The organism is Peteryoungia ipomoeae, from assembly GCF_004912165.1.
Lineage (GTDB): Bacteria > Pseudomonadota > Alphaproteobacteria > Rhizobiales > Rhizobiaceae > Allorhizobium > Allorhizobium ipomoeae.
This window is the reverse complement of sequence record NZ_STGV01000008.1, coordinates 111,578-134,140: the sequence shown is the minus strand read 5'-3', so window position 1 is coordinate 134,140 and position 22,563 is coordinate 111,578. Positions and strand designations below refer to the sequence as shown.

The following is a 22,563-nucleotide window of genomic DNA, read 5'->3' as shown; positions in this document are numbered from 1 at the left end:
GTCCGCATGCAGGGTACGTGAACGAGCACAACATCCGATCCGGCGAAGATGCGTCGCTGGAAGGCGCAATGGGAACGGAAAATCGCTTTGGCTGGCATAATCTTCCAGCAAAGGGGAAAGAGGCAGCGGATGCGGTCCCGGATCCCCGCCGAACATGTTGGCTTCGATCGCGACGCTGCACTTTCGGTCTCCAATGAGTTGCGATAGAGACATGCGGCCAGCCCCGCCCGAGGAGAATTATGTCGATGACGAGCTATGTACTGACCGTTTCCTGCCGCTCCAGCCGAGGCATCGTTGCTGCAATTTCCGGATATCTAGCCAATGAGGGCTGCAACATCGTCGATAGCTCGCAATTCGACGACCTCGACACCGGACAGTTTTTCATGCGCGTCTCTTTCATCTCGGAGCAAGGCGCAAGCCAGGCTGCTCTGGAAAAAGGTTTCGTTGCGGTCGCCGACGCCTTTGCCATGCAGTGGAATCTGCATGACGCGGCCAAGCGCGAAAAGGTGCTTCTGATGGTCTCCCGGTTCGGCCACTGCCTGAACGACCTGCTCTACCGGTGGAAGATTGGCGCGCTGCCGATCGACATCGTCGGCGTGGTTTCGAACCATTTCGAATACCAGAAGGTTGTCGTCAATCACGACATCCCCTTCCACCACATCAAGGTAACGAAGGAAAACAAGCCGCAGGCGGAAGCTCAGCTTCTCGAACTGGTCGAACAGACCGGTACCGAGCTCATCGTGCTGGCGCGCTACATGCAGGTTCTCTCAGACAGTCTGTGCAAGAAGATGTCTGGCCGCATCATCAACATCCATCACTCATTCCTGCCGAGCTTCAAGGGCGCCAACCCTTACAAGCAGGCCTTTGAACGCGGCGTGAAGCTGATCGGCGCCACGGCCCACTACGTGACCGCGGATCTCGACGAAGGACCGATCATCGAACAGGATGTTGCCCGGATCACCCATGCGCAGTCTGCCGAAGATTACGTGTCGATCGGCCGCGATGTCGAAAGCCAGGTGCTGGCCCGTGCCATCCATGCCCATATCCACCACCGCACCTTTATCAACGGCAACCGCACCGTGGTCTTCCCGGCAAGCCCAGGCTCCTATGCGTCGGAGCGCATGGGCTGAGGCATTTTCTCGGCAAGGCACAATCTGCCTTACGTTGGGATAGACGCAATCAAAGGCTCTGCTAATCTCCCAAACTGATCTTCATGGGGGAACGCGCATGGCCGATTCGGCACTTCTCCAACGTACGGAGCTGGCCAGGCCATCGGTAACGGTCGAGGATGCCAAAAGCATCCTCTCCGATTGCTTTGGTCTGCACGGAAGCATATCCGAGCTGGGCAGCCAGCAGGACCGAAATTTTCTGATCGACACCGGCGAGGAGAAGCTGGTGCTCAAGGTGACGCGGGCAGAATACCCGCGCCACGAACTGGAAGCGCAGAATCGGGCGATGGAACACCTGTTCCAGATGGAGCTTGGCATCCGCATTCCCGAACCGATCGCCTCTCTGACGGGAGAGCATGTCTCGCATTTCGAGATCAATGGCGATCACTATTGGGTTCGCGTTCTCACCTATCTGGATGGCGAGCCGCTGACCCGGCAGAAGCACCTCCCCGTCGAGGTCGTTGCTGAACTCGGCGATATCGGGGCAAAGATTGCCCTGGGGCTCAGCGATTTTCGCCATCACGGTCTCGACCGCGTCCTGCAGTGGGATTTGCGGCGCGCGGGGCCTGTCGCCCTTCATCTTCTGAAATCGCTGAAAGATCAGAAGCAGCGGGACCGCATTGCCAAAGCAATGATCGTTGCTGTGAAACGCCTGCAGCCGCTTGCGCCAGAATTGCGTGTCCAGCCGATCCACCACGACATCACGGACGATAATGTGGTGGCCCTGCTCAACGCCGACGGTCATGCGATCCCTGACGGGGTTATCGACTTTGGCGATATCATGAACGGCTGGCTGGTCGCCGACTTGGCGGTCACCTGCGCGGCACTTCTGCATCATGCAGACGGAGATCCGTTTTTCATCTTGCCTGCAGTCCAGGCCTTCCATGCCCGTTACCCGTTGCTGCCGTCAGAACTGAAAGCGCTATGGCCGCTCATCGTTGCCAGGGCCGGCATCCTGGTCGCCAGCAGCGAGCAGCAGCTCGCAATCGATCCGGACAACAATTACGTGCTGGGCAATATCGGGCATGAGCGGGAAATCTTCGATCTGGCGACATCCGTGCCCTATGCCCTGATGGAAGCCGCAATCTTTGACGCGGCGGGCTTACCCCTGCCCGACGCAATGCCGTTCATCACCAGCAGGCTGCTGCCTGCTCTTGTGCCGGAAGACGTGCGGCTGACCGATCTCAGCGTCACCAGTGACGCGCTGACCGGTGACAATTGGGCTGATCCGGAGATCGACTGGAAGCTTTTGGCAAGAGCGGCGCTCGAGACCGGTATCGCCTCGACCCGCTTCGGCGAATACCGACTTTCCTATACGAAGCCGCGGTCATCGCAACCTCCGGCAACCTTTGCCTTGCATGTCGATATCTGCCTGCCCGCAGGCACGGCAGCCAAAGCCCCCTTTGCCGGGACGATCCTGATCGACGGACACCACCTGATTTTGTCGACCAAGGACATGTCCCTTCATCTGGACGGTATCGATACGGCGCTGGAGCACAAACAGCACGTTTCTGCCGGTGAACTGATCGGACACGTCAGCGGAGCGGCAGGAAGCGTGGGTGGCTTGCGGGTGCAAATGTGCCGCGATCCCGATCTGGTTCCGCCGCTCTTTGCCAAGCCGCGGCAGAGCCGCATCTGGGCCTGGCTATGCCCCTCGCCATCTCTCTTGCTCGGCGCCGATGTCGATGCACCGGAAACGCATTCGACCGAGTTGCTGCAAACGAGACGCGCCCACTTCGCAGCCGCTCAGAAAAACTATTACGTCAACCCGCCCCAGATCGAGCGTGGCTGGCGTGAGCATCTGTTCGATGTTCACGGCCGCTGCTATCTCGACATGGTCAACAACGTCTCGATCCTGGGACACGGGCATCCGCGCCTTGCGGCCGCGGCCGGGCGGCAATGGTCGCTGTTGAATACCAATTCGCGCTTTCACTACTCAGCTGTGGCTGAGTTTTCCGAGCGACTGGCAGCCTTGGCGCCTCCTGGTCTCGACACCGTCTTCCTGGTGAACTCTGGCTCGGAAGCCGTTGACCTGGCCATAAGACTTGCCTGGGCGCATTCCGGTCGTCGCAATATCTTGAGCCTCTTGGAAGCCTATCATGGCTGGACCGTCGCCAGCGATGCCGTCTCGACATCGATTGCCGACAATCCCGGCGCGCTCGAATCACGACCTGACTGGGTGCGACCGATCCTGTCACCGAACACCTATCGCGGACGCTTCCGCGGCCGAAATGCGAGCGAAGGCTATATCGCCGCTGCAGTCGAAGAACTGGCACGCATCGACGAAAGCGGTGCCGGTCTTGCTGGTTTCATTGCCGAAAGCCCTTTCGGCAATGCCGGCGGCATCCCGCTTCCGCCCGGCTATCTCGAAGCAATCTACGCCATGGTGCGCGAACGCGGCGGCCTGTGCATCGCGGATGAAGTGCAGGTGGGATATGGAAGGCTTGGCCACCACTTTTGGGGCTTCGAGGAACAGAACGTGGTGCCTGACATCATCACGATTGCCAAGGGGATGGGCAACGGACAACCGCTCGGTGCCGTGATTACTCGTCGAGAGATTGCCGACAGCCTGGAGAACGAAGGATATTTCTTCTCTTCTTCCGGCGGCAGCCCGGTGAGCTGCGTCGTCGGAATGGAGGTGCTGGACGTGATGCGGGACGAAAATCTCCAGGCCAATGCGCGTGATGTCGGTGACCACCTCAAATCGCGTCTGATGGGCCTCATGGATGACTTCCCGATTGTCGGCGCGATCCATGGTCTCGGCCTCTATCTCGGTCTGGAGTTCGTCCGGGACCGTGAAAGCCTGGAGCCGGCGACCCTTGAAACAGCCGCCATCTGTAATCGGCTTCTCGACCTCGGCGTCATCATGCAGCCGACCGGAGATCATCTCAATGTCCTCAAGATCAAGCCACCCCTTTGCTTGAGCCGTGAGAGTGCAGACTATTTCGTCGACATGATTCAAAAAGTGCTCAGCGAGGGCTGGTGACGAGGAGATACGCCCCCTATTTGGCGTGAGATAAATCACGCCGCGGCCAGCCCAGACACTTTTTTGACACAAGCGCTCTCTGGCCAAACGTCCGTTTGGGTGTATTGAGACTGCGCTTCTCAGCGAATGGTCACCTCAACGATCGTTAGGCGACAGTGCCTTAAGGATACCGCATGTTCATCCCGACTGGTTCCATTTCTGCCAACGCCCTGATCCTCGGGATGGCGCTGTTCATTATCAAGCAGTTGTTTGCCGACTACATTTTCCAGACCACCTGGATGGCCTTGGGCAAGGATGACCAGAAGACCTGGTTTGCGCCCCTTCTCGCCCATGTCAGCATCCACGCGATGGGTACGCTGATCATCTGCCTTTTTCTCAATGCCGCCTTGTTCTGGCTGGCGCTCGTCGACTTTGTCGTCCACGGGACGATCGACCGGTCCAAGTCCTGGATCCAGGCGCGCTATAAGCTGACGGCCACGCAGGGCCATTTCTGGTGGCTGCTCGGCACCGACCAGACATTGCATCATCTGACGCACCTTGCGTTTGCCATTGCGCTTGCTGTGACCGCTGTCTCCTCGACCTGACGAAAGACTGCCCCTCCAAGGCCTAGCGGCCAGGGTCGCGCATCAGCGCAACCTCGTCCAGCATCCATGCGCGAAATGCGACGAGGGGTGGATACGAGGCACGCTCCTTCGGCATGGCCAGATAGTAGCGCTGGCTGCTGGTCATCCGGCGATCGATGGCGGGCACAAGCTCTCCGCGCTTCAACTCGTCTTCAATGAGAAATGTCGGCAGAAGCGCAGTGCCGAGACCACCAATTGCCGCCTGCGAGGCGGTTGCGAATTGATCAAACAACATGCCGTGCAGACTGCCGAAGGACACGTCTGCCTGTCGGAACCAACGCTCCCAGGCATCGGGCCGGGTTGTCAGGTGCAGAAGCGGCACGCCAAGCAGATCCTCTGGTGTCTCCAGTGCATGTACCCGCTTGAAATCGGGGCTGCAGGCCGGAAGGGTCTCTTCCTGCATCAACAAAGTCAGGTCGGCCCCGGGCCAGACGGCATCACCGAAGTGGATTGCGGCATCGATCGAATCCAGCCGGAAATCGAAAGGGGCGATCCGCGTTACGAGATTGATCGTGATACCGGGATTGACGGCCAGAAATCGACCAAGCCGCGGCGCAAGCCAGCGGGCGCCAAAGGTCGGGAGGATGGCGAGGTTCAGCGTTCCACCAAGCGGATTGGCCCTGAGGTTTAGCGAGGCGCTTGAAATTCGCCGCAAGGCCTCACGGATTTCCCGCGCATAGCTATCGCCAGCTATCGTCAACCGAATGGTCTGGCGTTCGCGCAGAAAGAGCGCGACGCCCAACTGATCTTCCAAGGCCTTGATCTGCCGGCTCACCGCGCTCTGCGTCAGATCCAGTTCACGGGCGGCTGCGGTCACGCTGCCGGTCCGGGCCGCAGCCTCGAAGGCGGTCAACAGAGAAAGCGACGGCAGAAAACGACGGGCCGGCAGCATGGTCATGCCTTTCAGGAATGAACTCTTGAGAATTTATCGCTGGAATGGCGTAGAATGCTCTTCTAGGAAGCTCAAGACTTTACCCAAAAGGAATGACAGGGGGAAAAATTGCTGCAGGATCCTCGTTCACACGGCCTATGGGAAAAGACGGCTCCCGCAGCGCCGGTAACATTGCATCTTGAAGGAAAAACCAAAGCCGATGTCGTCGTCGTGGGCGGTGGCTATACAGGGCTTTCGGCAGCACTGCACCTGGCAGAAGCAGGCACCGCGGTCGTGGTGCTGGAAGCGAAGGAAATCGGCTTCGGTGGCGCCGGCCGCAATGTCGGCCTGATCAATGCCGGCATGTGGGTCATGCCCGATGACCTGCCTTCGGAACTCGGCCCTGTTTACGGCGAGCGGTTGCTCGATCTTCTCGGCAACGGTCCACGGGCCGTCATGGAAATCATTGATCGCCACGCGATCGATTGCGAATTGGAGCGCGCTGGAACCTTGCATTGCGCCGTCGGACAGGCGGGGATGAAGGAAATCGAGCAGCGTGCGCGCCAATGGCAAAAGCGCGGCGCACCGGTGGAGGTGCTCGACGCTGCCGAGACCGAACGCAAGATCGGCACCAGCACTTACCCCGGCAGCCTTCTCGACCGGCGCGCCGGGACGCTCCAGCCGCTCGCCTATGTCCGCGGCCTGGCACGTGCGGCCTTGGAAGCCGGCGCAAGACTATTTACAGCGAGTCCCGTGATTGGCTATGCAAAAACGGCCAGCGGATGGCAAGTCGAGACTGCTGACGGCATGGTCGAGACCCAATGGATCATTGTCGCGACCGATGCCTATAGCGAAGGACCTTTCAAGGCTGTCCGTGATGAACAGGTGCATCTGCCCTACTTCAACTTTGCAACGCAGCCGCTGAGCGACAATCTGCAGAAGTCTATCCTGGCGGAGCGCCAGGGCTGCTGGGATACTCGGGAAGTCCTAACCTCATTTCGCATGGACAAGGCCGGTCGCATCGTCTTCGGCAGCGTTGGAGCCCTGAGAGGCACGGGTCTTTCCATTCACAAGGCCTGGGCTCACCGCGCCCTCAAGGCAATATTTCCGCAGGTTGGCGCAGTGGAATTCGAGAGCGAATGGTATGGCAAGATCGGCATGACCGGCAACGCCCTGCCACGCTTCCATAAATTCGCCCCCGGCGTGATCGGCTTTTCAGGCTATAACGGCCGCGGAATTGCACCTGGAACGGTATTCGGCAAGGTATTGGCCGATCACATCCTTGGACGCATTGAAGAGAGCGCTCTGCCGCTCCCCTTGACGGATCCGACTATGCCGGCCCTTAGGACGCTCAAGGAAACATGGTATGAGGCCGGTGCACAGCTTGCGCATCTGGCCGGCGCACGATTTTAAACAGACAAGAACCAGGCTTAGCTGACGGAAGGACCATCATGACCCTCGCTACCATAGACTTTTCCGCCGACATCAAGACCTTGATGGCAAGCTTCGGCGTGGATGCTGCCGCCCTTGCCGGAGGAACACTCGCGGTCCGCTCTCCGATCAACGGCCAGACGATTGCCTCGGTCAAGGAAATCTCGGCAGACGATACGAGGCGCGCGATCGATGCGGCCCATCAGGCTTTTCTCAAATGGCGTCTCGTGCCGGCGCCACAACGAGGCGAACTGATCCGTCTGCTGGGCGAGGAACTGCGCGCGTCCAAGACTGAACTCGGCCGCCTTGTGTCGATCGAAGTCGGCAAGATCACCTCGGAAGGCCTCGGCGAAGTCCAGGAAATGATCGATATCTGCGATTTCGCCGTCGGCCTCTCCCGCCAGCTCTACGGCTTGACCATTGCCACCGAACGCGCCGAACACCGCATGATGGAAACCTGGCATCCGCTGGGCGTCACCGGCATCATCTCCGCTTTCAACTTCCCCGTGGCTGTCTGGTCCTGGAATGCCGCACTGGCACTTGTCTGCGGCAATTCCACGATCTGGAAGCCTTCGGAAAAGACCCCACTCACAGCCATCGCCACCCAGGCGATCTTCGAAAAGGCCGTGAAGCGCCACAACGCGCAGGGCGGCAAGGCGCCGGCCAACCTTTCGACGCTTCTGATCGGTGGGCGTGACATTGGCGAAATCCTTGTCGACCACCCGAAGGTGCCGCTGATTTCGGCAACGGGATCAACTGCCATGGGCCGCGCCGTGGGACCTCGCGTTGCCGCCCGCTTCGGCCGCTCGATCCTCGAACTCGGCGGCAACAATGCAGCGATCGTCGGCCCAAGCGCCGATCTCGATCTGACACTGCGCGGCGTTGCCTTTGCCGCCATGGGCACGGCCGGCCAGCGCTGCACCACATTGCGCCGTCTCTTCGTGCACGAAAGCGTCTACGACACGCTCGTGCCGCGGCTGATCAAGGCCTATGGTTCCGTCACCGTTGGCAATCCGCTGGAAGCCGGCAATTTGATTGGCCCGCTGATCGACAAGGGGTCTTATGACCGCATGCAGCACGCGCTCGAAGCCGCCAAGGCCAACGGCGGCACCATTCATGGCGGCGAACGTGTCCATGCGGATGTGGCGGCGCAAGCCTTCTACGTGCGTCCGGCGCTCGTCGAGATGCCGCAGCAGTGCGGACCGGTGGTCGAGGAAACATTTGCGCCGATCCTTTATGTGATCAAGTACAGCGACTTCGATCAGGCACTGGCCCTCAACAATGATGTTCCGCAGGGGCTCTCCTCGTCGATCTTCACCAACGACATCCGCGAGGCGGAAGCCTTCGTCTCTGACCGCGGTTCTGATTGCGGTATTGCCAACGTCAATATCGGCCCTTCGGGCGCTGAAATCGGCGGCGCCTTCGGTGGCGAAAAGGAAACTGGCGGCGGCCGCGAATCCGGCTCCGACAGCTGGAAGGCCTATATGCGCCGCCAGACCAACACCGTGAACTACGGCCGCACCCTGCCGCTGGCGCAGGGCGTCAAGTTCGACATCGAATAGGACGACAAAAGGGGCCGGTGCCATCAGCACCGGCCTCTCTCTTTACACCAAAGACGGAGCCCGAAGCTCTGGTCTTTGGCGCACGCATCGCCGACACTGCGCCGTGAACAAAAACAGCGGACAGCCAATGCAGGTCGACAGCCAGACCGATGTCATCGCTTTCCTCTCAAGCGCCGGAACTTTTGGTGCCGACGCGGCGGAGATCATCGAGACGCATATATCCCTCGTGTTTCTTGCGGGCGATCGCGCTTACAAGCTGAAGCGCGCCGTCAAGCTTCCCTATGCCGATTTCACGACGCTCGACCTACGTCGGACCTATTGCCTCGCAGAGGTCCGCCTGAACAGCCGGACGGCGCCAGAGATCTATCTTGGCGTCCGCAGCGTGACACGAGAAGCGGACGGTTCGCTTGCCCTCGATGGCCAAGGCATCGTCCTCGACTATGTTGTCGAGATGCGCCGCTTTTCACAGGAACAGCTGTTTGACCGGCTGGCCGATGGCGATGGTCTGACCAAACCACTCATGGAAGCGACGGCAGAACAGATTGCCGCATTTCACCAGTCAGCTGACATCAGGCATGACGGAACTGGCGCGGACAATCTGGCCGGTGTCCTCGCAATCAACGAGGCGGCCTTTCAATCGACTTCGGTGTTCCCGACGGACCAGATCCAGCGCCTCAATCAAAGATTCCGGGCGTTGCACCGTGCCAATCATGCGCTCCTGGACCGTCGCGAACGGAATGGTGCAATCCGCCATTGCCATGGCGACTTGCATTTGCGGAACCTTTTTCTCGGCCCTGAAGGCCCGAGAATGTTCGATTGCATCGACTTCAACGACACCCTCGCGGTATGCGATGTGCTTTACGATCTGGCCTTCCTGCTCATGGATCTCTGGCATCGGCAGCAGGAGGACCTGGCAAATGCGGTCGCAAACCGCTATTTCGACAAAACCGGCGACGATGCAGGTTATCCGCTTCTGTCCCTGTTCATGGCGGTCCGCGCGGCAATTCGTGCCCATGTGGAAGCAACCCAGATCGCGCAGGCGGCCGATCCGCCCGAGGGTTTGCGCACCGAAGCTTGGCGCTATCTGGAGCTCGCGGAAACCCTGTTGCGCTCTGAGCCTGCTCGACTTGTTGCAATCGGCGGCCTTAGCGGCACCGGCAAATCAACCCTGGCGGAAGCATTGGCACCCGGGCTCGGCCTTGCGCCCGGCGCGCGCATACTGGAAAGCGACCGCCAGCGGCGCGCACTCTACGGCATAGCCAGAGGTCAAAAATTACCGGACGGGGCCTATGCCCACGCCGTCTCGGCGAGGGTCTATGAAACACTGCGCCAGAAGGCAGAGACTATCCTTGCCGCAGGCGGAAGCGTCATCATCGATGCGGTTTTCGATCGGCAAAGCGAAAGAGACGCCGTTCAAGCGCTTTCGAAGCGGCTCGGCATCCCGATGACGGGACTCTGGCTTGAGGCCCCGACGGACACCTTGCTGCAAAGGCTTCAAACCCGAGCCGCCGGCGATTCTGACGCCAACGGCGATGTTTTGCGGCTGCAACTGAGCCGTGACCTCGGTGATATAACCTGGCACAGACTGGGGAGCACAGCCGACATCCTGCATCTGGTTCGGCAGGTTTCAGCCCTTCTACCCCCTGCCTGACCTCAACGGATGTTGAAGCGCACCGGAGTGGTGATGGTCTTGTTGACCCCTGGCGGAGGCGCGGGAACCGGCGAAGCGCGGCGCACCATGTCGAGAACGGCATCGTCAAGTGCCGACGAACCGGACGAGCGCGTGACGGAAACGGCCAGCACATTGCCGCCATCGTCGATCTTGAAGCGGACATACACCGTGCCCTCTTCGCGGTTGCGCCGCGCCTCCGCTGGGTAGCGCTTGCGACGCTCCAGATGCGACGCCAGTCTCGACTGCCACTTTGCCGGCGAAACGCTGCTTCGCCCGCTGGCATTGCTGGCCGCGGATGCGGCGTTCCGCGTCGAAGGCTGAACCTCCGCTTTTGCCTTTCGCGCCGCGACCGACGCCTGCTGCTGGGGCTTTGGCTTTTCCTTTTTCACGACTTTCTTGACAGGCTCCTTGCGGGGCTCTGGCTTGGGCCGTGTCAGCGGAATGGGCACCTCGACATTCTCAAGCTGCGCCATTACCATTTCTTCGATCGGATCGATCTCCTCCTCCGGTTCCGGCAGGGGTTCCGGCTCGATCGGCGGGGGCTCCAACACTGGCTCGGCGACCTCTGGCACTGGCTCCGGCAATGGTTCCGGCTCGGGGAGCGACTCTGGTTCCGGTACAGGCTCGGGCAGCGGCTCAGCGATCGGCTCCGTACTTGCCGTCTTGACTTCCTCCGCGTCAGCCTCGTCTGTCGAAAGGTCCGTCTCTTCGGTGTTGATCGCTTCCGGCTCAGGCGCAAGCTCGATCATGATGGCGGGCGGCGGCCCGCCTTCCGCAACAACGACTTCCGGGCTGCGCATCAGAAACGCAACTGCGCCCGCATGCACGGCCCCGATGGTCAGGAAGGCAGCGGTCCAGAGCACCCATTCGCCCAGAACCCGGCCAGCCGATCGACGGTCTTCATAGGCATTCATGGGCTAGGCTCCGGCAGCGGCTGCGAGCCGGGCTCGGCTGCGGACTGCGGCATCGGCACCTGCTCCAGACCGACCAGCGCGATCTTCAGATATCCTGCATCGCGAAGGACATTCATGACTTCCATGAAACTTCCGTAGTCCACGGCCTTGTCTGCCCGCAGGAAGATCCGCGTCTCCTTGTCGCCGGATGTCAGCTGATCGAGCGAAGCGCCAAGCGCTTCCCGCGTTACGCTGTCATTGCCAAGCGCAAGCGACATGTCCTGCTTCACGGAAACATAGACAGGCTCGTCGGGCCGTTTTGCCGGCTGCGCTGTCGATGCCGGCAGGTCGATATTGACATCGACCGTAGAGAGCGGTGCTGCGACCATGAAAATGATCAGCAGCACCAACATGACGTCAATAAAGGGCGTGACGTTGATCTCATGGTTTTCAGAAAGGTCGTCGCCGGACCCGTTGTCGCGAATGCCGCCCGCCATGATCTTACTCCGCCGCGTGTCTGTGATCCTTGTCGCGTGCAGCGACAAGGGCGCTTCTGCGATAGTCGAGGTCTCGGCTGACCAACCGCTCGATCCCGGCAGCGGCATCCGCCAGCAACTGTCGGTAGCCTGTCACTGAACGGGCAAAGACGTTGTAGATGATGACAGCCGGAATCGCGGCCACGAGGCCGATGGCGGTGGCAAGCAACGCTTCTGCAATCCCAGGCGCGACGACGGCCAGATTGGTGGTCTGTGTCTCGGCGATACCGATGAAGGAATTCATGATGCCCCAGACAGTACCGAACAGACCGACAAAGGGCGCCGTCGAGCCGATGCTGGCCAGCACGCCTGTGCCTTTGGACATCTGACGTCCCGCGCGCGCCTCGATACGAGCGAGCGCCGACGCCACTCGCTCCTTGACGCCCTCGCCCCCTGCGAGGTCTATGGCGCCGTCCGAAGACTGCATTTCATGCTGCGCGGCGCGTACCATGCTTGCCACGACACCCTGACGCGTCTCGAGGACAGCCAAGGCATCAGCCAGATGGCGAGATTTGCTGATCGCCTTCAAGGCCTTGTTGGCGCGGATCTTCGCGCCGAACAGCTGCAGCGATTTTGCCACCCACACTGTCCATGTGACCAGAGATGCAAAGGCCAGCGACAGCATGACGGCTTTCACCACCCAGTCCGCCGCCATGAACATGCCCTCGGGGGACAAATCATGCGGCAAGGCGGCATCTTCTTCAGCGGCCTGAACGCCGGCGCCGGTAGCCGGCGATACGTCCATTGCAGCCGGCGCGGATGGTGCCGCGGGCGGTGCAGCCGGCGCGGGTACAGCGGGCGGCGCCACTGGAGTTTCAACGGGTGCCGCAGTTTGAGCGGGTACCGATGCCGGCGCTTCCACGGGCTCGACCGCAGTTGGACGAGCAGGATCAGAAGGCAACTGAGGCGCAACCGCCTGTCCACTGGCGGGCGCTGTCGGAGCGGACTGCGTGGGCGTCTCGACGGGCGCCTGCGCCTCTACCCGGGTCACCATGGAAAGGCAAAACAAAGCCACTGCGACAAACCGCAATGAAGGTCCCGAATGGATGAGCGACATTGGGAGCTCCCTGTAAACTCGTGCTGAAATTGCATTGCCGACAAGCCCGACAATGCAACTCCCATATTAAACTTGAGCGGGAGTGACAAGTAATATTGAGAGAAAACAGGAGTCTTTGCAGAAGCATTTTTGCCTCGCAGGATCAGCTTGCGCCCGAACGCTCCCCTTCCAGCAAAGCAAGAACGTCTTTGCGATGGCAAAGCTCGGTTCCAGCGGTCATGACGGTTGCAGCACCTGCTGCCTGGCCAAGACGAAACGCCTCTGCGACGGTACTTCCCTGCGCCAAAGACCAGACCATCCCGGCTACAAAGCTGTCACCGGCACCTGTTGCCGACTTCACGGGAACGTCGATGGCCGGAACTCGAAGGACATGATCGCCCGAGGCAAGCACGGCACCGTCCGAGCCAAGCGTTACCGCGATATGCTGCGCGCATCCCTTTCTGACGAACTCCTGCGCGACGGGCCCGACCTCGTCATGCTGAAGCTTGCGACCAACAAAGCTCTCGAATTCCCCAAGGCTCGGCTTGACGAGAAAGGCCTGGGCGTGACTGAGGCAGGCCGTCAGCGCCGGCCCTGATGTATCGAGCACAAAGCGCGCGCGCCGTTGATGCGCCATCTTCGCGATCTTGACATAGGTATCATCGGGCACGCCACGGGGAAGGCTTCCGCTTGCGACGACATAAGCTGCATCGGTTTCAGCCACAGCCTCCAGCAGAGGCTGCAATTCGACATCCGTGACGAGTGGTCCCTCCGGAACGAAGCGATACTCAAGTTGCGACGTCTCCTCACGCACCGCAAATGCAACGCGGACCGGATCATGGATCGGAAACGGTCGCTGCACGACGGGAAATGCGCGCAACATGGCTTGCAGCAGGTCGCCTGTCGCACCGCCGGAAAGGAACATCAGCTCGCAGTCGCCGGTCGCGCCCAATTCGCACAGCACGCGCGCAACATTGATTCCGCCTCCGCCCGGAAACTGCTGCTGATCATGCGTCCGTGTCTTGTGGGTATGCCGCACAACATCCGCGACGCTTGAGATATCGATCGCAGGATTCAATGCAATGCAGAGGATTTTTTCCATGAACAGCACTCCGTATACAAAGTGAAAATCTTAGTCTGGGTAAGCTCGTTGATGGCAATGCAGATCACGGTAACGCCGTGAGCCGCAAGTGGAACAGTGCCCCTTTTGCCGCAGTGGGCGGGATACGGTCTGTCACCGGCATTGCGTTTCGCCAAACAATCACTAGGTTCCGCTCATTCTGGAAAGAAAGGGCTTTCATGTATACCGGCATCGTCCAGGCCGTTGCGCCGATCTCCGACATCAAGCGCCATGACGGCTATACCACCTTCACCGTCCTCATGCCCGAGAGCTTGATGGTCGATCTGAAAATCGGCGCAAGCGTATCGGTTGAAGGCGTTTGTCTATCGGTAACCTCCATTGACGGCTGTTCCGTGACATTCGATGCAATGGACGCCACCTTGGAGAGAACGAATCTCGATAGCCGCGCCAGAGATGGGCGGGTCAACATCGAACGTTCCGCCAAGCCGAACGAGGAAAACGGCGGTCATAACATCGCGGGGCATATCGCCACGACCGCAGAACTTGTCGGCGCAAAGTTCTCGATGCCAGGCGCACATATCCGCTTCAAGGTTCCGGCGGACTGGGCAAAATATGTGTTCAAGCGAGGCTATCTCGCCGTCAACGGCGCAAGCCTTACCGTAGCCGAAGCCGATGGCGACGAGTTTACCATCAACCTCATTCCCGAAACGCTGCGCCAGACAACGTTCCCGGACTACCACGTTGGCGACAGGCTGAATATCGAGGTCGACCACCAGACGATGGTCATGGTGGATGTCGTGGAACGCACGCTTGAGCGCGTGATGGGGAGAAGAAGCGCTTAGTGGCGGAACTCACCAACGCCATTGCCGCCAGCCGACAAGGCAGCAACCACGCGACTGTAGTCCGCAGGTTTTGCGGTGCAGATGTTCTCCGGTATGCCGTTTTCGGCCAGCTCTCTGAGCGGTGATCCGGAGACGACCCGAAAGGGTATGCCGCTTCGGCGCAGTTTCTGGACGACAGGCGTAATGACGCCATCGCTCACTTGAAAGTCGAGAATGGCAGCGGAAACATGCTCTCGCTCGATGAGCGCGAGAGCCTCGCAAACACTTTCTGCCGTCACCACGTTCACACCGGCATGCATTGCAGCGTCAACTGCATCCATCGCGATGAAAGGGTCGTCCTCGACGATAAGGATTGTATCGATGGCCAAGGGCTTTGATGTTTGCATGATGAAACTCCTTTGAGCCATCAACGCAGTCGGGCAAGATTGGTTCGACCATAGTTAAAATTGAAAATATCATGGTAAACAATATCTTAACATAATATTCCTTTTTTCTTTTGCGTCCCGATGGTTGCTGAGCCCCAAACGTCACACGCAAACCCGATGGAACAATAGGCAGATGCATGCGTTGACCCGCGACCTTTACAGTGGGAGATCACCATGCAGATCATTTCAACCGAAGTGAGCCCCTCCTCCAAGCCCGGCGACATGACGCAAGTGGAGTTTCGTGGAGATGGCGGCGAACGGATTGTCGTATCCATGAAGAGTTCGGATCAGGACCTCGGCACCGAGGACACCCTGTCCAAGGCGCAGGTTATGCTGCTTCAGGCGGCCAACTTCGGCGCGAAGGTTGAGGGCGAGACCGGGGGCCCGGACAGCCCCACCGATGCAGTGGAGAGCCTGAGACAGGAACAATCGGAAAAGGCGAAGCAGCCGAGCGACCTTGAAGAAGGCCTGGAAGACACCTTTCCCGCCAGCGACCCCGTTTCTTCGACCTACACGTCGACGACCGCGACTGAGCGCGCTCACTGAGCCCAACTACAAATGCCTGATGCCATAGAGTGGAAGGAGCGCCGGATAGCATCCGGTGCTCCTTCTGCAATGGGATTGCAGTTTGCTGGCTCCGAAGTTGGTCGACGGCGCAGATCGTGTTCAACCGCAGTGTCGCAGCCTCCCTCATATGTCTCGTGTCTCGGCAATCCTGCTCGGCCGGCGGCAGGTTGGCGATAGTGGAACCCTAGGGGAGTGCGTTAAAGGTCAGCGCAACAGGCTTTGGCCACCATCGATCCAGATCGGCGTACCCGTGATATGCGCCCCATGGTCAGACGCGAGAAAGGCTATCGCTGCGGCAATATCTTCGGTTCTGCCCGGATTGCCATCGGTCAACGGGATATCGCCGTCCGGAAACTGAACGGGCTCCTGCGCTTCGGCACGGCTACGGATTTCGGTGTTGTCATCGATGTTCGTCGAGATCGCCCCGGGACAGACGGCATTGATCCTGATCTTGTGCTTTCCCAGTTCCACCGCCAATTGCTGCACCATGGCCAACTGCGCCGCCTTTGTCGCGGAATAGGCCGAAGCGCCAGGCGATGTGAACGTCCGAGTCCCGTTGATCGAAGAAACGACCACGATAGAACCGCCGGACTGCTTCATGTGCGGGACACCATAGTGAAGCGTCAGATAGGTGCCCCTGAGGTTAATGGAGACCGTCTGATCAAATTCATCAGGCATGAGTTCATCGATCGGCGCCCACGTCCCATTAATTCCGGCGTTCACAACAAGGACCTTGATCTGGTCCACCGAAGTGGCAAAGCGCCCCAGGGCTGATCGCATCTCATCCTCGCGGCTCACATCGGCCGTCAGGATCATGCCGTCGCCACCGCTGGCGCGGATCTCGGCAAGAGCGTCTTCCAACTCATTTTCAGTGCGACCCAACAGTCCGACGAACAATCCATCGGCAGCAAGTCTCACTGCCGCAGCACGCCCAATTCCTGAACCCGCACCAGTTACGAGCGCCCCGGATCGAGAAACCTTGGCCACGCTCATCGCTTGTCTCCCGCATGCTCGGGTTTTCCCGTTCGCTTGGTCGACGCCAGTTCCTCGAGTTCCTTCTCGGTCATGCTTTCACCCATATCGCGGGATGCACCTTTGAGCTTGGATTTCGCAGTCTCTCCGCGCTTGGCTGAAAGGGCGGCGCCTGCCGCCTTTTGTTGCGCCTTCGAACGTGCGGGCATAACGGGCCTCCTAGCTTGTGTTGGCTATTGCCAGAACAACCGACGTCCCCTTCGGAAAGTTCCGGTAGAGCGGTGGAACAAACGGCATGGCCATACGCTTTCTGAGCGCAAGTTAACCCCCACACATCGAGGCCTCCATGGACGCGAAACGCAAGCTTCATTCAATTGAGACGGGGCATTGGCAGACCCTCGGCGCCACATATGATGGCGAGGGCACGAATTTCGCATTGTTCTCAGCACATGCGGAACGGGTCGAACTATGCCTGTTCGACGACACAGGCAAAATTGAAACCGCCCGCATCACGCTGCCGGAATTCACCAACGAGGTCTGGCACGGCTATCTGCCTGGCGTCGGTCCTGGCCAACTCTACGGCTACCGCGTGCATGGTCCGTATGACCCTGGCAATGGTCACCGATTCAACGCCAACAAGCTCCTTCTCGACCCTTACGCACGAGAAATTCACGGCGATTTCCAATGGTCAAAGGCCCATTTCGGCTACGACATCGATAGCGACGACAAGGACCTCACCTTCAACGATCTGGATAGCGCACCGGTTTCACCGAAGGCACGTGTGGTGGATGCCAGGGCAAACCGCGAAAGCAACGGTTTTGCGGGTATCAAATGGGCTGATGCGATCGTCTACGAGACCCATGTAAAGGGCTTTACCAAGCTTCATCCCGCGATCCCGGAGGACCTGCGCGGCACCTTCGAAGGTTTGGGCCACAAGGCGGCCGTGGACTATATCAAGAGCCTGGGCATTACCTCGATTGAACTTCTGCCGATCCACGCCTTCCCGGATGACAGCCATCTGCTGGACAAGGGGCTCCACAACTATTGGGGTTACAACACGATCGGCTTCTTTGCGCCCGCCGCGCGCTATTACGGCCCAATGGGGCTTGCCGGCTTCCGCGACATGGTCCGCGCCTTCCATGATGCCGGCATCGAGGTCATTCTCGACGTCGTGTACAATCACACCGCTGAAGGCAATGAACTCGGGCCAACCCTGTCGTTCAAGGGGATCGATAACTTTTCGTACTATCGCACCCTGCCGGATGATCATCGCTACTACATCAACGATACCGGCACGGGAAACACCGTGAACACCTCTCATCCCCGCGTCCTGCAAATGGTCATGGACAGCTTGCGGTACTGGGCCGAGGAAATGCACGTCGATGGCTTCCGCTTTGATCTGGGAACCATCCTGGGTCGGGAACCGGACGGCTTCGACCAGAGAGGCGGATTCTTTGACGCCGTGACGCAGGATCCCGTTCTGTCAAAGGTTAAACTGATAGGCGAACCCTGGGATATCGGCCCTGGCGGCTATCAGGTCGGCGGTTTCCCGCCCGGTTGGGCCGAATGGAATGACAAGTACCGCGACTCCACGCGAGAATACTGGCTGAACGGCGATAACTGCGCTCCCGACTTTGCGGCGCGGCTCCTGGGTTCGGGCGATATCTACGATCAGCGTGGACGCCGCCCCTGGGCCAGCGTGAATTTCATCACCGCCCATGACGGCTTCACGCTGAACGACCTTGTCAGCTACGACCAGAAACACAACGAGGCGAATGGCGAAGACAATAACGACGGGCACGACCACAACCGCAGCCACAATTATGGCCACGAGGGTCCGACGGACGATGAAGGCATCAATGCGCTCCGCGAACGCCAGAAGCGAAACTTCCTTGCAACGCTGCTCTTTTCGCACGGAACGCCGATGATTCTTGCCGGCGACGAGTTCGGCCGGTCACAGATGGGCAACAACAACGGGTATTGCCAGGACAGCGAGATCAGTTGGCTTCATTGGGAAAACCTTCCGAAGACCTGTGACGACCTCCGCCAGTTTACCGCGCGCCTGATTGCGCTGCGCAAACAGCAGCCACTTTTGCGGCGTGAAAACTGGCGCGATGGAATGGTCATCGACTGGTACAATCTGCATGGCGGCGTTCAGGAACCGGAGCATTGGCTGGACGGCAACCCCCTGGCCCTCAGGCTGCAACGATCGGATCTCGCCGACGTTCAGGACGTCTGGTCTGAGCTCATGCTGCTGTTTAACCCGGTGGACACCGACATTGATTTTGTCCTGCCGAGCACGGGCGCGGGCGACTGGCACCTGGAGCTGACGACAACGGACGTCGAACGGACCGGGGAAACAATGGCGGAAGGCCAGCCCTTCGCGATGCAAGCGCGTTCGCTGGCGCTTTTCCGACGCGCCGTCTGAGATCAGCGTTGCGGGGTGATGATCTCGAAATCGAAGAGCTGTCCGGCGATGGAAATGCGCCGGGCAGAAATGCTGACAGGGATTTTCTGTCCGGATGCGTGGAAAATCTCCGCCGGCTCGCTCACATAGCCACCGTCGGTATCGAGCAGGTGCAGTCTGCGTCTCCGCGCTTCGTCCGCCGAGACCACCCCGGTCGATAACATTTCGTGCTCACGAAGCTGATCCCAGCTACGCCCGACGAGATCGAGATAGGACTGATTGACCCTGATGTAATGCGATTGCGTTCCGCCAAGGGTCGAGAGCGAAAGAGCACAAGGAGACAGGTCGAACATCGCCTGGACGATGGGACCGGACATCGCTGTGGCAGCCGCTTTGGCAAGCGTATCGCGCGAGAAAAAAGGCTCCTCCTCAGGGGCCGTTAAATCCTGGTCGGCCGGGAAGGACAGCTCGTCGCGCAGAACAGCCACCACTCCCCAAAGGTCGAGCTGTGCCCAGGCCGGCATCTGCTCATCGGCCACGCCATTGAGCGTCGTTGGCAAGGCTGCCGCGATCTCTGTCAATCGGCCGATCGCAGCGGGAGACGCTGCTTTTGTCTTCTTATCCTCAATCTGCTGGAGGGCTATGTCTCGCAGCCGGTTGAAGGCATCGTCCAGCAGAGCGCGGCGTTCTTCTTCGACCCGCTCCACCTCGGCGGATTTCGTCACGCGCGGCAGAGATTCCAGAATCCGCCAGATCGGGCCAAGCTTCGGATTCTCGGGCTGAACGGTGACGCCATGCGGCGCATAGGCGACGAGCGCCAGAATGCATTCCGCGCCGAGGCTATCAATGTCAAAGGGAGACCGTTCCCCGTCTTGCGCCGCCTGAACAGCGGCCATCGACCGAGGACCACCATCCACACTGAAATGAATGGTGATTTCGACGACCTGCTCCGGCAGATCAAGCCACGGATGCTCCGCTCGAAATGCCGCCAGAGCTTCCTTGTCGAGAACGGTGATGGCATGCATGCGACAAACCTCCGGAATGGTCCCAGGCGGAATTTGACCTAAGCCATGTTCCGCCAAGGCGGCCGCTTGTGCAACCGCTTCCCCAACCGCACAAGGCCATTCCCGGGCACTATTCGCATGCCATGTTAGAAAACTGTCGCATGCCTGCGACAATGCAATGGGCGAAACCGGCGTCTCGTTCAGAAGAACGCTTGGATGCCGGTTTGCGCACGACCGAGGATAAGAGCATGCACGTCATGCGTACCCTCATAGGTATTGACCGTTTCCAGATTTTGCGCATGGCGCATCACATGGTATTCGATCTGGATGCCGTTGCCACCATGCATGTCCCGAGCCATGCGGGCAATATCGAGCGCCTTGCCGCAATTGTTGCGTTTGACCAGGGAGATCATCTCAGGCGCGAACTGATGGTCGTCCATCAGGCGGCCAACCCGGAGCGAGCCAAGCAGGCCCAACGAAATTTCTGTCTGCATGTCAGCGAGCTTCTTTTGGAAGAGCTGCGTGCCGGCGAGCGGCTTGCCGAACTGCTTGCGGTCCAGACCATATTGGCGTGCGCGGTGCCAGCAATCCTCCGCAGCTCCCATGACGCCCCAGGAAATGCCGTAGCGCGCACGATTGAGGCAGCCGAACGGGCCCTTCAGGCCGGACACGTTTGGAAGCAGCGCATCTTCACCCACTTCGACGCTATCCAGAACGATCTCGCCGGTCACCGACGCACGCAGCGAAAGCTTGCCACCGATCTTCGGCGCCGATAGCCCCTTCATACCCTTTTCAAGGACAAAGCCACGGATCTCTCCGCCATGCGCTTCCGATTTCGCCCAGACAACGAAGACATCGGCGATCGGCGCGTTCGAGATCCACATCTTCGAACCCTTCAGGCGATAACCGCCCTCGATCTTCTCAGCCCGCGTCTTCATTCCGCCTGGATCGGACCCGGCATCGGGCTCCGTCAGGCCGAAGCAACCGATCAGCTCACCGGAGACGAGACCCGGCAGATACTTGTCCTTCTGCTCCTCCGAGCCATAGGCATAGATGGGATAGATGACCAGCGAGGACTGGACACTCATCATCGAGCGGTAACCTGAATCGATCCGCTCGATCTCGCGCGCCACCAGACCATATGACACATAATTTGCGTCCGCGGCGCCGTATTTTTCCGGCAGCGTTACACCAAGAAGACCCGCCTGCCCCATCAGGCGGAACAGCTCGGGCTCAACGGTCTCACCGAGATAGGCATCGCTAATGCGCGGTGCGAGTTCGGCCTTGGCAAAGGCTGCGGCCGCATCCTGGATCATCCGCTCGTCCTCGCTGAGGACCTCCGACATCAGGAAGGGGTCACTCCAGGAAAAGGGTCGCATCTCGCTCATATCATTCATCCTCTGTTGCTGCCTCCGAGATTGCTCATATCGAGGCGCAATTCAACCCATGTTTACTCATGCTGCTATTAGATCTAATCATAACTCATGCTGACACATCAAAGACGTTTCCTTCCCTCGACCAGCGCTCTCGCCGCTTTCGATTCCGTTGCAAAGCTCGGCAGCTTCTCGGCAGCGGCCAATGAACTGGCCCTGACGCAGGGCGCTATCAGCCGCCAGATCGGCCTATTGGAAGATCAGCTGGGCGTCAGATTGTTCGAACGCACTAACAGGGGCGTCGAACTGACCCCAATTGGCAAGACCTACGCCAAGGGCATCGGCCAGGCGCTGGCGACAATTCGGACGCTGTCCCTGGAGGCGATGGCAACGCGGGATGACACGCATCTGCGTCTCGCCATATTGCCGACCTTCGGCACACGCTGGCTCATGCCGCGCATCCCGGATTTTCTCGCCAAGAACCCGTCGATCATTATCGATTTTGCCACACGCATAGGCCAGTTCGAGTTCGAGGGCTCCGGCATCGACGCAGCGATTCATATCGGCGAGCCAAACTGGCCTGGCACGGACAGCCAGTTCCTGATGCATGAAATGGTGGTGCCGGTCTGCAGCCCGACCTTCCTGACACAAAATCCGGTTCGGCGCGCCGAGGATCTTCTATCAAAGCCGCTTTTCGACATGGCCTCAAGACCGCGCGCCTGGGACCATTGGTTCGAAAGCCTTGGCATTTCAGAGGGACGTGGCGGCGGCATGCGGTTCGAGCAGTTTTCCAATGTCGTGCAAGCCTGCGTGGCAGGCCTTGGCATTGCGCTGGTGCCAACCTTCCTGATCGAACCGGAATTATCCGGCGGGCAATTGGTTCGTGCCTGGGATCACGAGACAAAAAGCGCGTCGGCCTACTATCTCGTGCGACCTCTTTCAAAAATGGCCTATCAGCCAGCCAGCAAGTTTGCCAACTGGATCATTGAGGAAGCGCGCGCCTTTAGCGGACACCCTGCCTCCAGTTCGTGAGTCGAGACAACGAACGCACTGTGCCCGGATACGATTGACAAGCAACTGTCATCGGCAAAGACTAATGTTCGCAAGCCATGA

20 protein-coding genes are annotated in these 22,563 nt (G+C 59.5%); 10 read left to right on the top strand and 10 right to left on the bottom strand.

The annotated features are described in order from the left end of the window. The first annotated feature begins 245 nt into the window (after window positions 1-245). The 3 genes from purU (at window position 246) to FAA97_RS19755 (ending at window position 4,739) form a co-directional block, all read left to right on the top strand. Window positions 246-1,130, top strand: coding sequence for a formyltetrahydrofolate deformylase (purU, locus tag FAA97_RS19765; RefSeq protein WP_136600293.1), 885 nt, complete (start codon window positions 246-248; stop codon window positions 1,128-1,130). A 97-nt stretch (window positions 1,131-1,227) separates the two neighbouring features. Then, entirely contained in the window at window positions 1,228-4,155 is a 2,928-nt protein-coding gene (locus FAA97_RS19760; RefSeq protein WP_136600292.1) for an aminotransferase, read from the top strand. 173 nt (window positions 4,156-4,328) lie between these two features. Further along, window positions 4,329-4,739 (top strand): DUF3307 domain-containing protein, encoded by a 411-nt coding sequence (locus FAA97_RS19755; RefSeq protein WP_136600291.1) that lies wholly within the window; start codon window positions 4,329-4,331, stop codon window positions 4,737-4,739. 22 nt (window positions 4,740-4,761) lie between these two features. On the opposite strand, the gene FAA97_RS19750 is transcribed toward FAA97_RS19755, so the two are convergent. Continuing rightward, entirely contained in the window at window positions 4,762-5,676 is a 915-nt protein-coding gene (locus tag FAA97_RS19750) for a LysR family transcriptional regulator (protein WP_206110071.1), read from the bottom strand. A gap of 102 nt (window positions 5,677-5,778) precedes the next feature. On the opposite strand from FAA97_RS19750, the gene FAA97_RS19745 reads away from it, so the two are divergent. The 3 genes from FAA97_RS19745 (at window position 5,779) to FAA97_RS19735 (ending at window position 10,293) form a co-directional block, all read left to right on the top strand. Then, window positions 5,779-7,062 carry an NAD(P)/FAD-dependent oxidoreductase gene (locus FAA97_RS19745; RefSeq protein WP_136600289.1) on the top strand — a complete coding sequence of 428 codons (1,284 nt, stop codon included), beginning with the start codon at window positions 5,779-5,781 and terminating at the stop codon, window positions 7,060-7,062. A gap of 38 nt (window positions 7,063-7,100) precedes the next feature. Next, on the top strand, window positions 7,101-8,642 hold the full coding sequence (gene amaB, locus FAA97_RS19740) for an L-piperidine-6-carboxylate dehydrogenase (protein WP_136600288.1): 1,542 nt from the start codon (window positions 7,101-7,103) through the stop codon (window positions 8,640-8,642). 127 nt (window positions 8,643-8,769) lie between these two features. Continuing rightward, window positions 8,770-10,293 (top strand): bifunctional aminoglycoside phosphotransferase/ATP-binding protein, encoded by a 1,524-nt coding sequence (locus tag FAA97_RS19735; RefSeq protein ID WP_136600287.1) that lies wholly within the window; start codon window positions 8,770-8,772, stop codon window positions 10,291-10,293. Between the two features lie 2 nt (window positions 10,294-10,295). Here FAA97_RS19735 and FAA97_RS19730 read toward each other — a convergent pair whose 3' ends face one another. From FAA97_RS19730 to FAA97_RS19715, 4 genes are all read right to left on the bottom strand, one after another. Continuing rightward, window positions 10,296-11,228, bottom strand: coding sequence for an energy transducer TonB (locus tag FAA97_RS19730; protein ID WP_136600286.1), 933 nt, complete (start codon window positions 11,226-11,228; stop codon window positions 10,296-10,298). Continuing rightward, window positions 11,225-11,704, bottom strand: a complete 480-nt coding sequence (gene exbD / locus FAA97_RS19725; protein WP_136600285.1) for a TonB system transport protein ExbD — start codon at window positions 11,702-11,704, stop codon at window positions 11,225-11,227. The genes FAA97_RS19730 and exbD overlap by 4 nt, the downstream gene beginning before the upstream one ends. A gap of 4 nt (window positions 11,705-11,708) precedes the next feature. Continuing rightward, on the bottom strand, window positions 11,709-12,737 hold the full coding sequence (exbB, locus tag FAA97_RS19720) for a tonB-system energizer ExbB (RefSeq protein ID WP_425467437.1): 1,029 nt from the start codon (window positions 12,735-12,737) through the stop codon (window positions 11,709-11,711). Between the two features lie 205 nt (window positions 12,738-12,942). Further along, window positions 12,943-13,881: a 1-phosphofructokinase family hexose kinase gene (locus tag FAA97_RS19715; protein ID WP_136600283.1), complete on the bottom strand. Its 939-nt coding sequence runs from the start codon at window positions 13,879-13,881 to the stop codon at window positions 12,943-12,945. Window positions 13,882-14,078: 197 nt separating this feature from the next. On the opposite strand from FAA97_RS19715, the gene FAA97_RS19710 reads away from it, so the two are divergent. Further along, window positions 14,079-14,702 carry a riboflavin synthase subunit alpha gene (locus tag FAA97_RS19710; protein WP_136600282.1) on the top strand — a complete coding sequence of 208 codons (624 nt, stop codon included), beginning with the start codon at window positions 14,079-14,081 and terminating at the stop codon, window positions 14,700-14,702. On the opposite strand, the gene FAA97_RS19705 is transcribed toward FAA97_RS19710, so the two are convergent. Next, complete coding sequence (locus FAA97_RS19705; RefSeq protein ID WP_136600281.1) at window positions 14,699-15,088, bottom strand: response regulator; 390 nt, start codon at window positions 15,086-15,088, stop codon at window positions 14,699-14,701. The two genes, FAA97_RS19710 and FAA97_RS19705, sit on opposite strands and share 4 nt — an antisense overlap. A gap of 213 nt (window positions 15,089-15,301) precedes the next feature. Between FAA97_RS19705 and FAA97_RS19700 the strand changes: the two genes are divergently transcribed. Next, a complete protein-coding gene (locus FAA97_RS19700; RefSeq protein ID WP_136600280.1) occupies window positions 15,302-15,673 on the top strand; it encodes a hypothetical protein in 372 nt (123 codons plus the stop codon). Between the two features lie 225 nt (window positions 15,674-15,898). Here the strand turns inward: FAA97_RS19700 and FAA97_RS19695 are convergent, their stop codons facing one another. Beyond that, complete coding sequence (locus FAA97_RS19695; protein ID WP_136600279.1) at window positions 15,899-16,687, bottom strand: SDR family oxidoreductase; 789 nt, start codon at window positions 16,685-16,687, stop codon at window positions 15,899-15,901. Beyond that, on the bottom strand, window positions 16,684-16,875 hold the full coding sequence (locus FAA97_RS19690; RefSeq protein WP_136600278.1) for a DUF3008 family protein: 192 nt from the start codon (window positions 16,873-16,875) through the stop codon (window positions 16,684-16,686). Before FAA97_RS19690 ends, FAA97_RS19695 begins: the two co-directional genes overlap by 4 nt. 137 nt (window positions 16,876-17,012) lie before the next feature. Here FAA97_RS19690 and glgX point away from each other — a divergent pair, with 137 nt between their 5' ends. After that, complete coding sequence (gene glgX, locus FAA97_RS19685) at window positions 17,013-19,094, top strand: glycogen debranching protein GlgX (RefSeq protein ID WP_136600277.1); 2,082 nt, start codon at window positions 17,013-17,015, stop codon at window positions 19,092-19,094. 2 nt (window positions 19,095-19,096) lie between these two features. On the opposite strand, the gene FAA97_RS19680 is transcribed toward glgX, so the two are convergent. Beyond that, a complete protein-coding gene (locus FAA97_RS19680; RefSeq protein ID WP_136600276.1) occupies window positions 19,097-20,098 on the bottom strand; it encodes a diguanylate cyclase in 1,002 nt (333 codons plus the stop codon). Between the two features lie 179 nt (window positions 20,099-20,277). Then, complete coding sequence (locus tag FAA97_RS19675; RefSeq protein ID WP_136600275.1) at window positions 20,278-21,465, bottom strand: acyl-CoA dehydrogenase; 1,188 nt, start codon at window positions 21,463-21,465, stop codon at window positions 20,278-20,280. 96 nt (window positions 21,466-21,561) lie between these two features. Between FAA97_RS19675 and FAA97_RS19670 the strand changes: the two genes are divergently transcribed. Then, on the top strand, window positions 21,562-22,482 hold the full coding sequence (locus FAA97_RS19670) for a LysR family transcriptional regulator (protein ID WP_136600274.1): 921 nt from the start codon (window positions 21,562-21,564) through the stop codon (window positions 22,480-22,482). Window positions 22,483-22,563 lie beyond the last annotated feature (81 nt).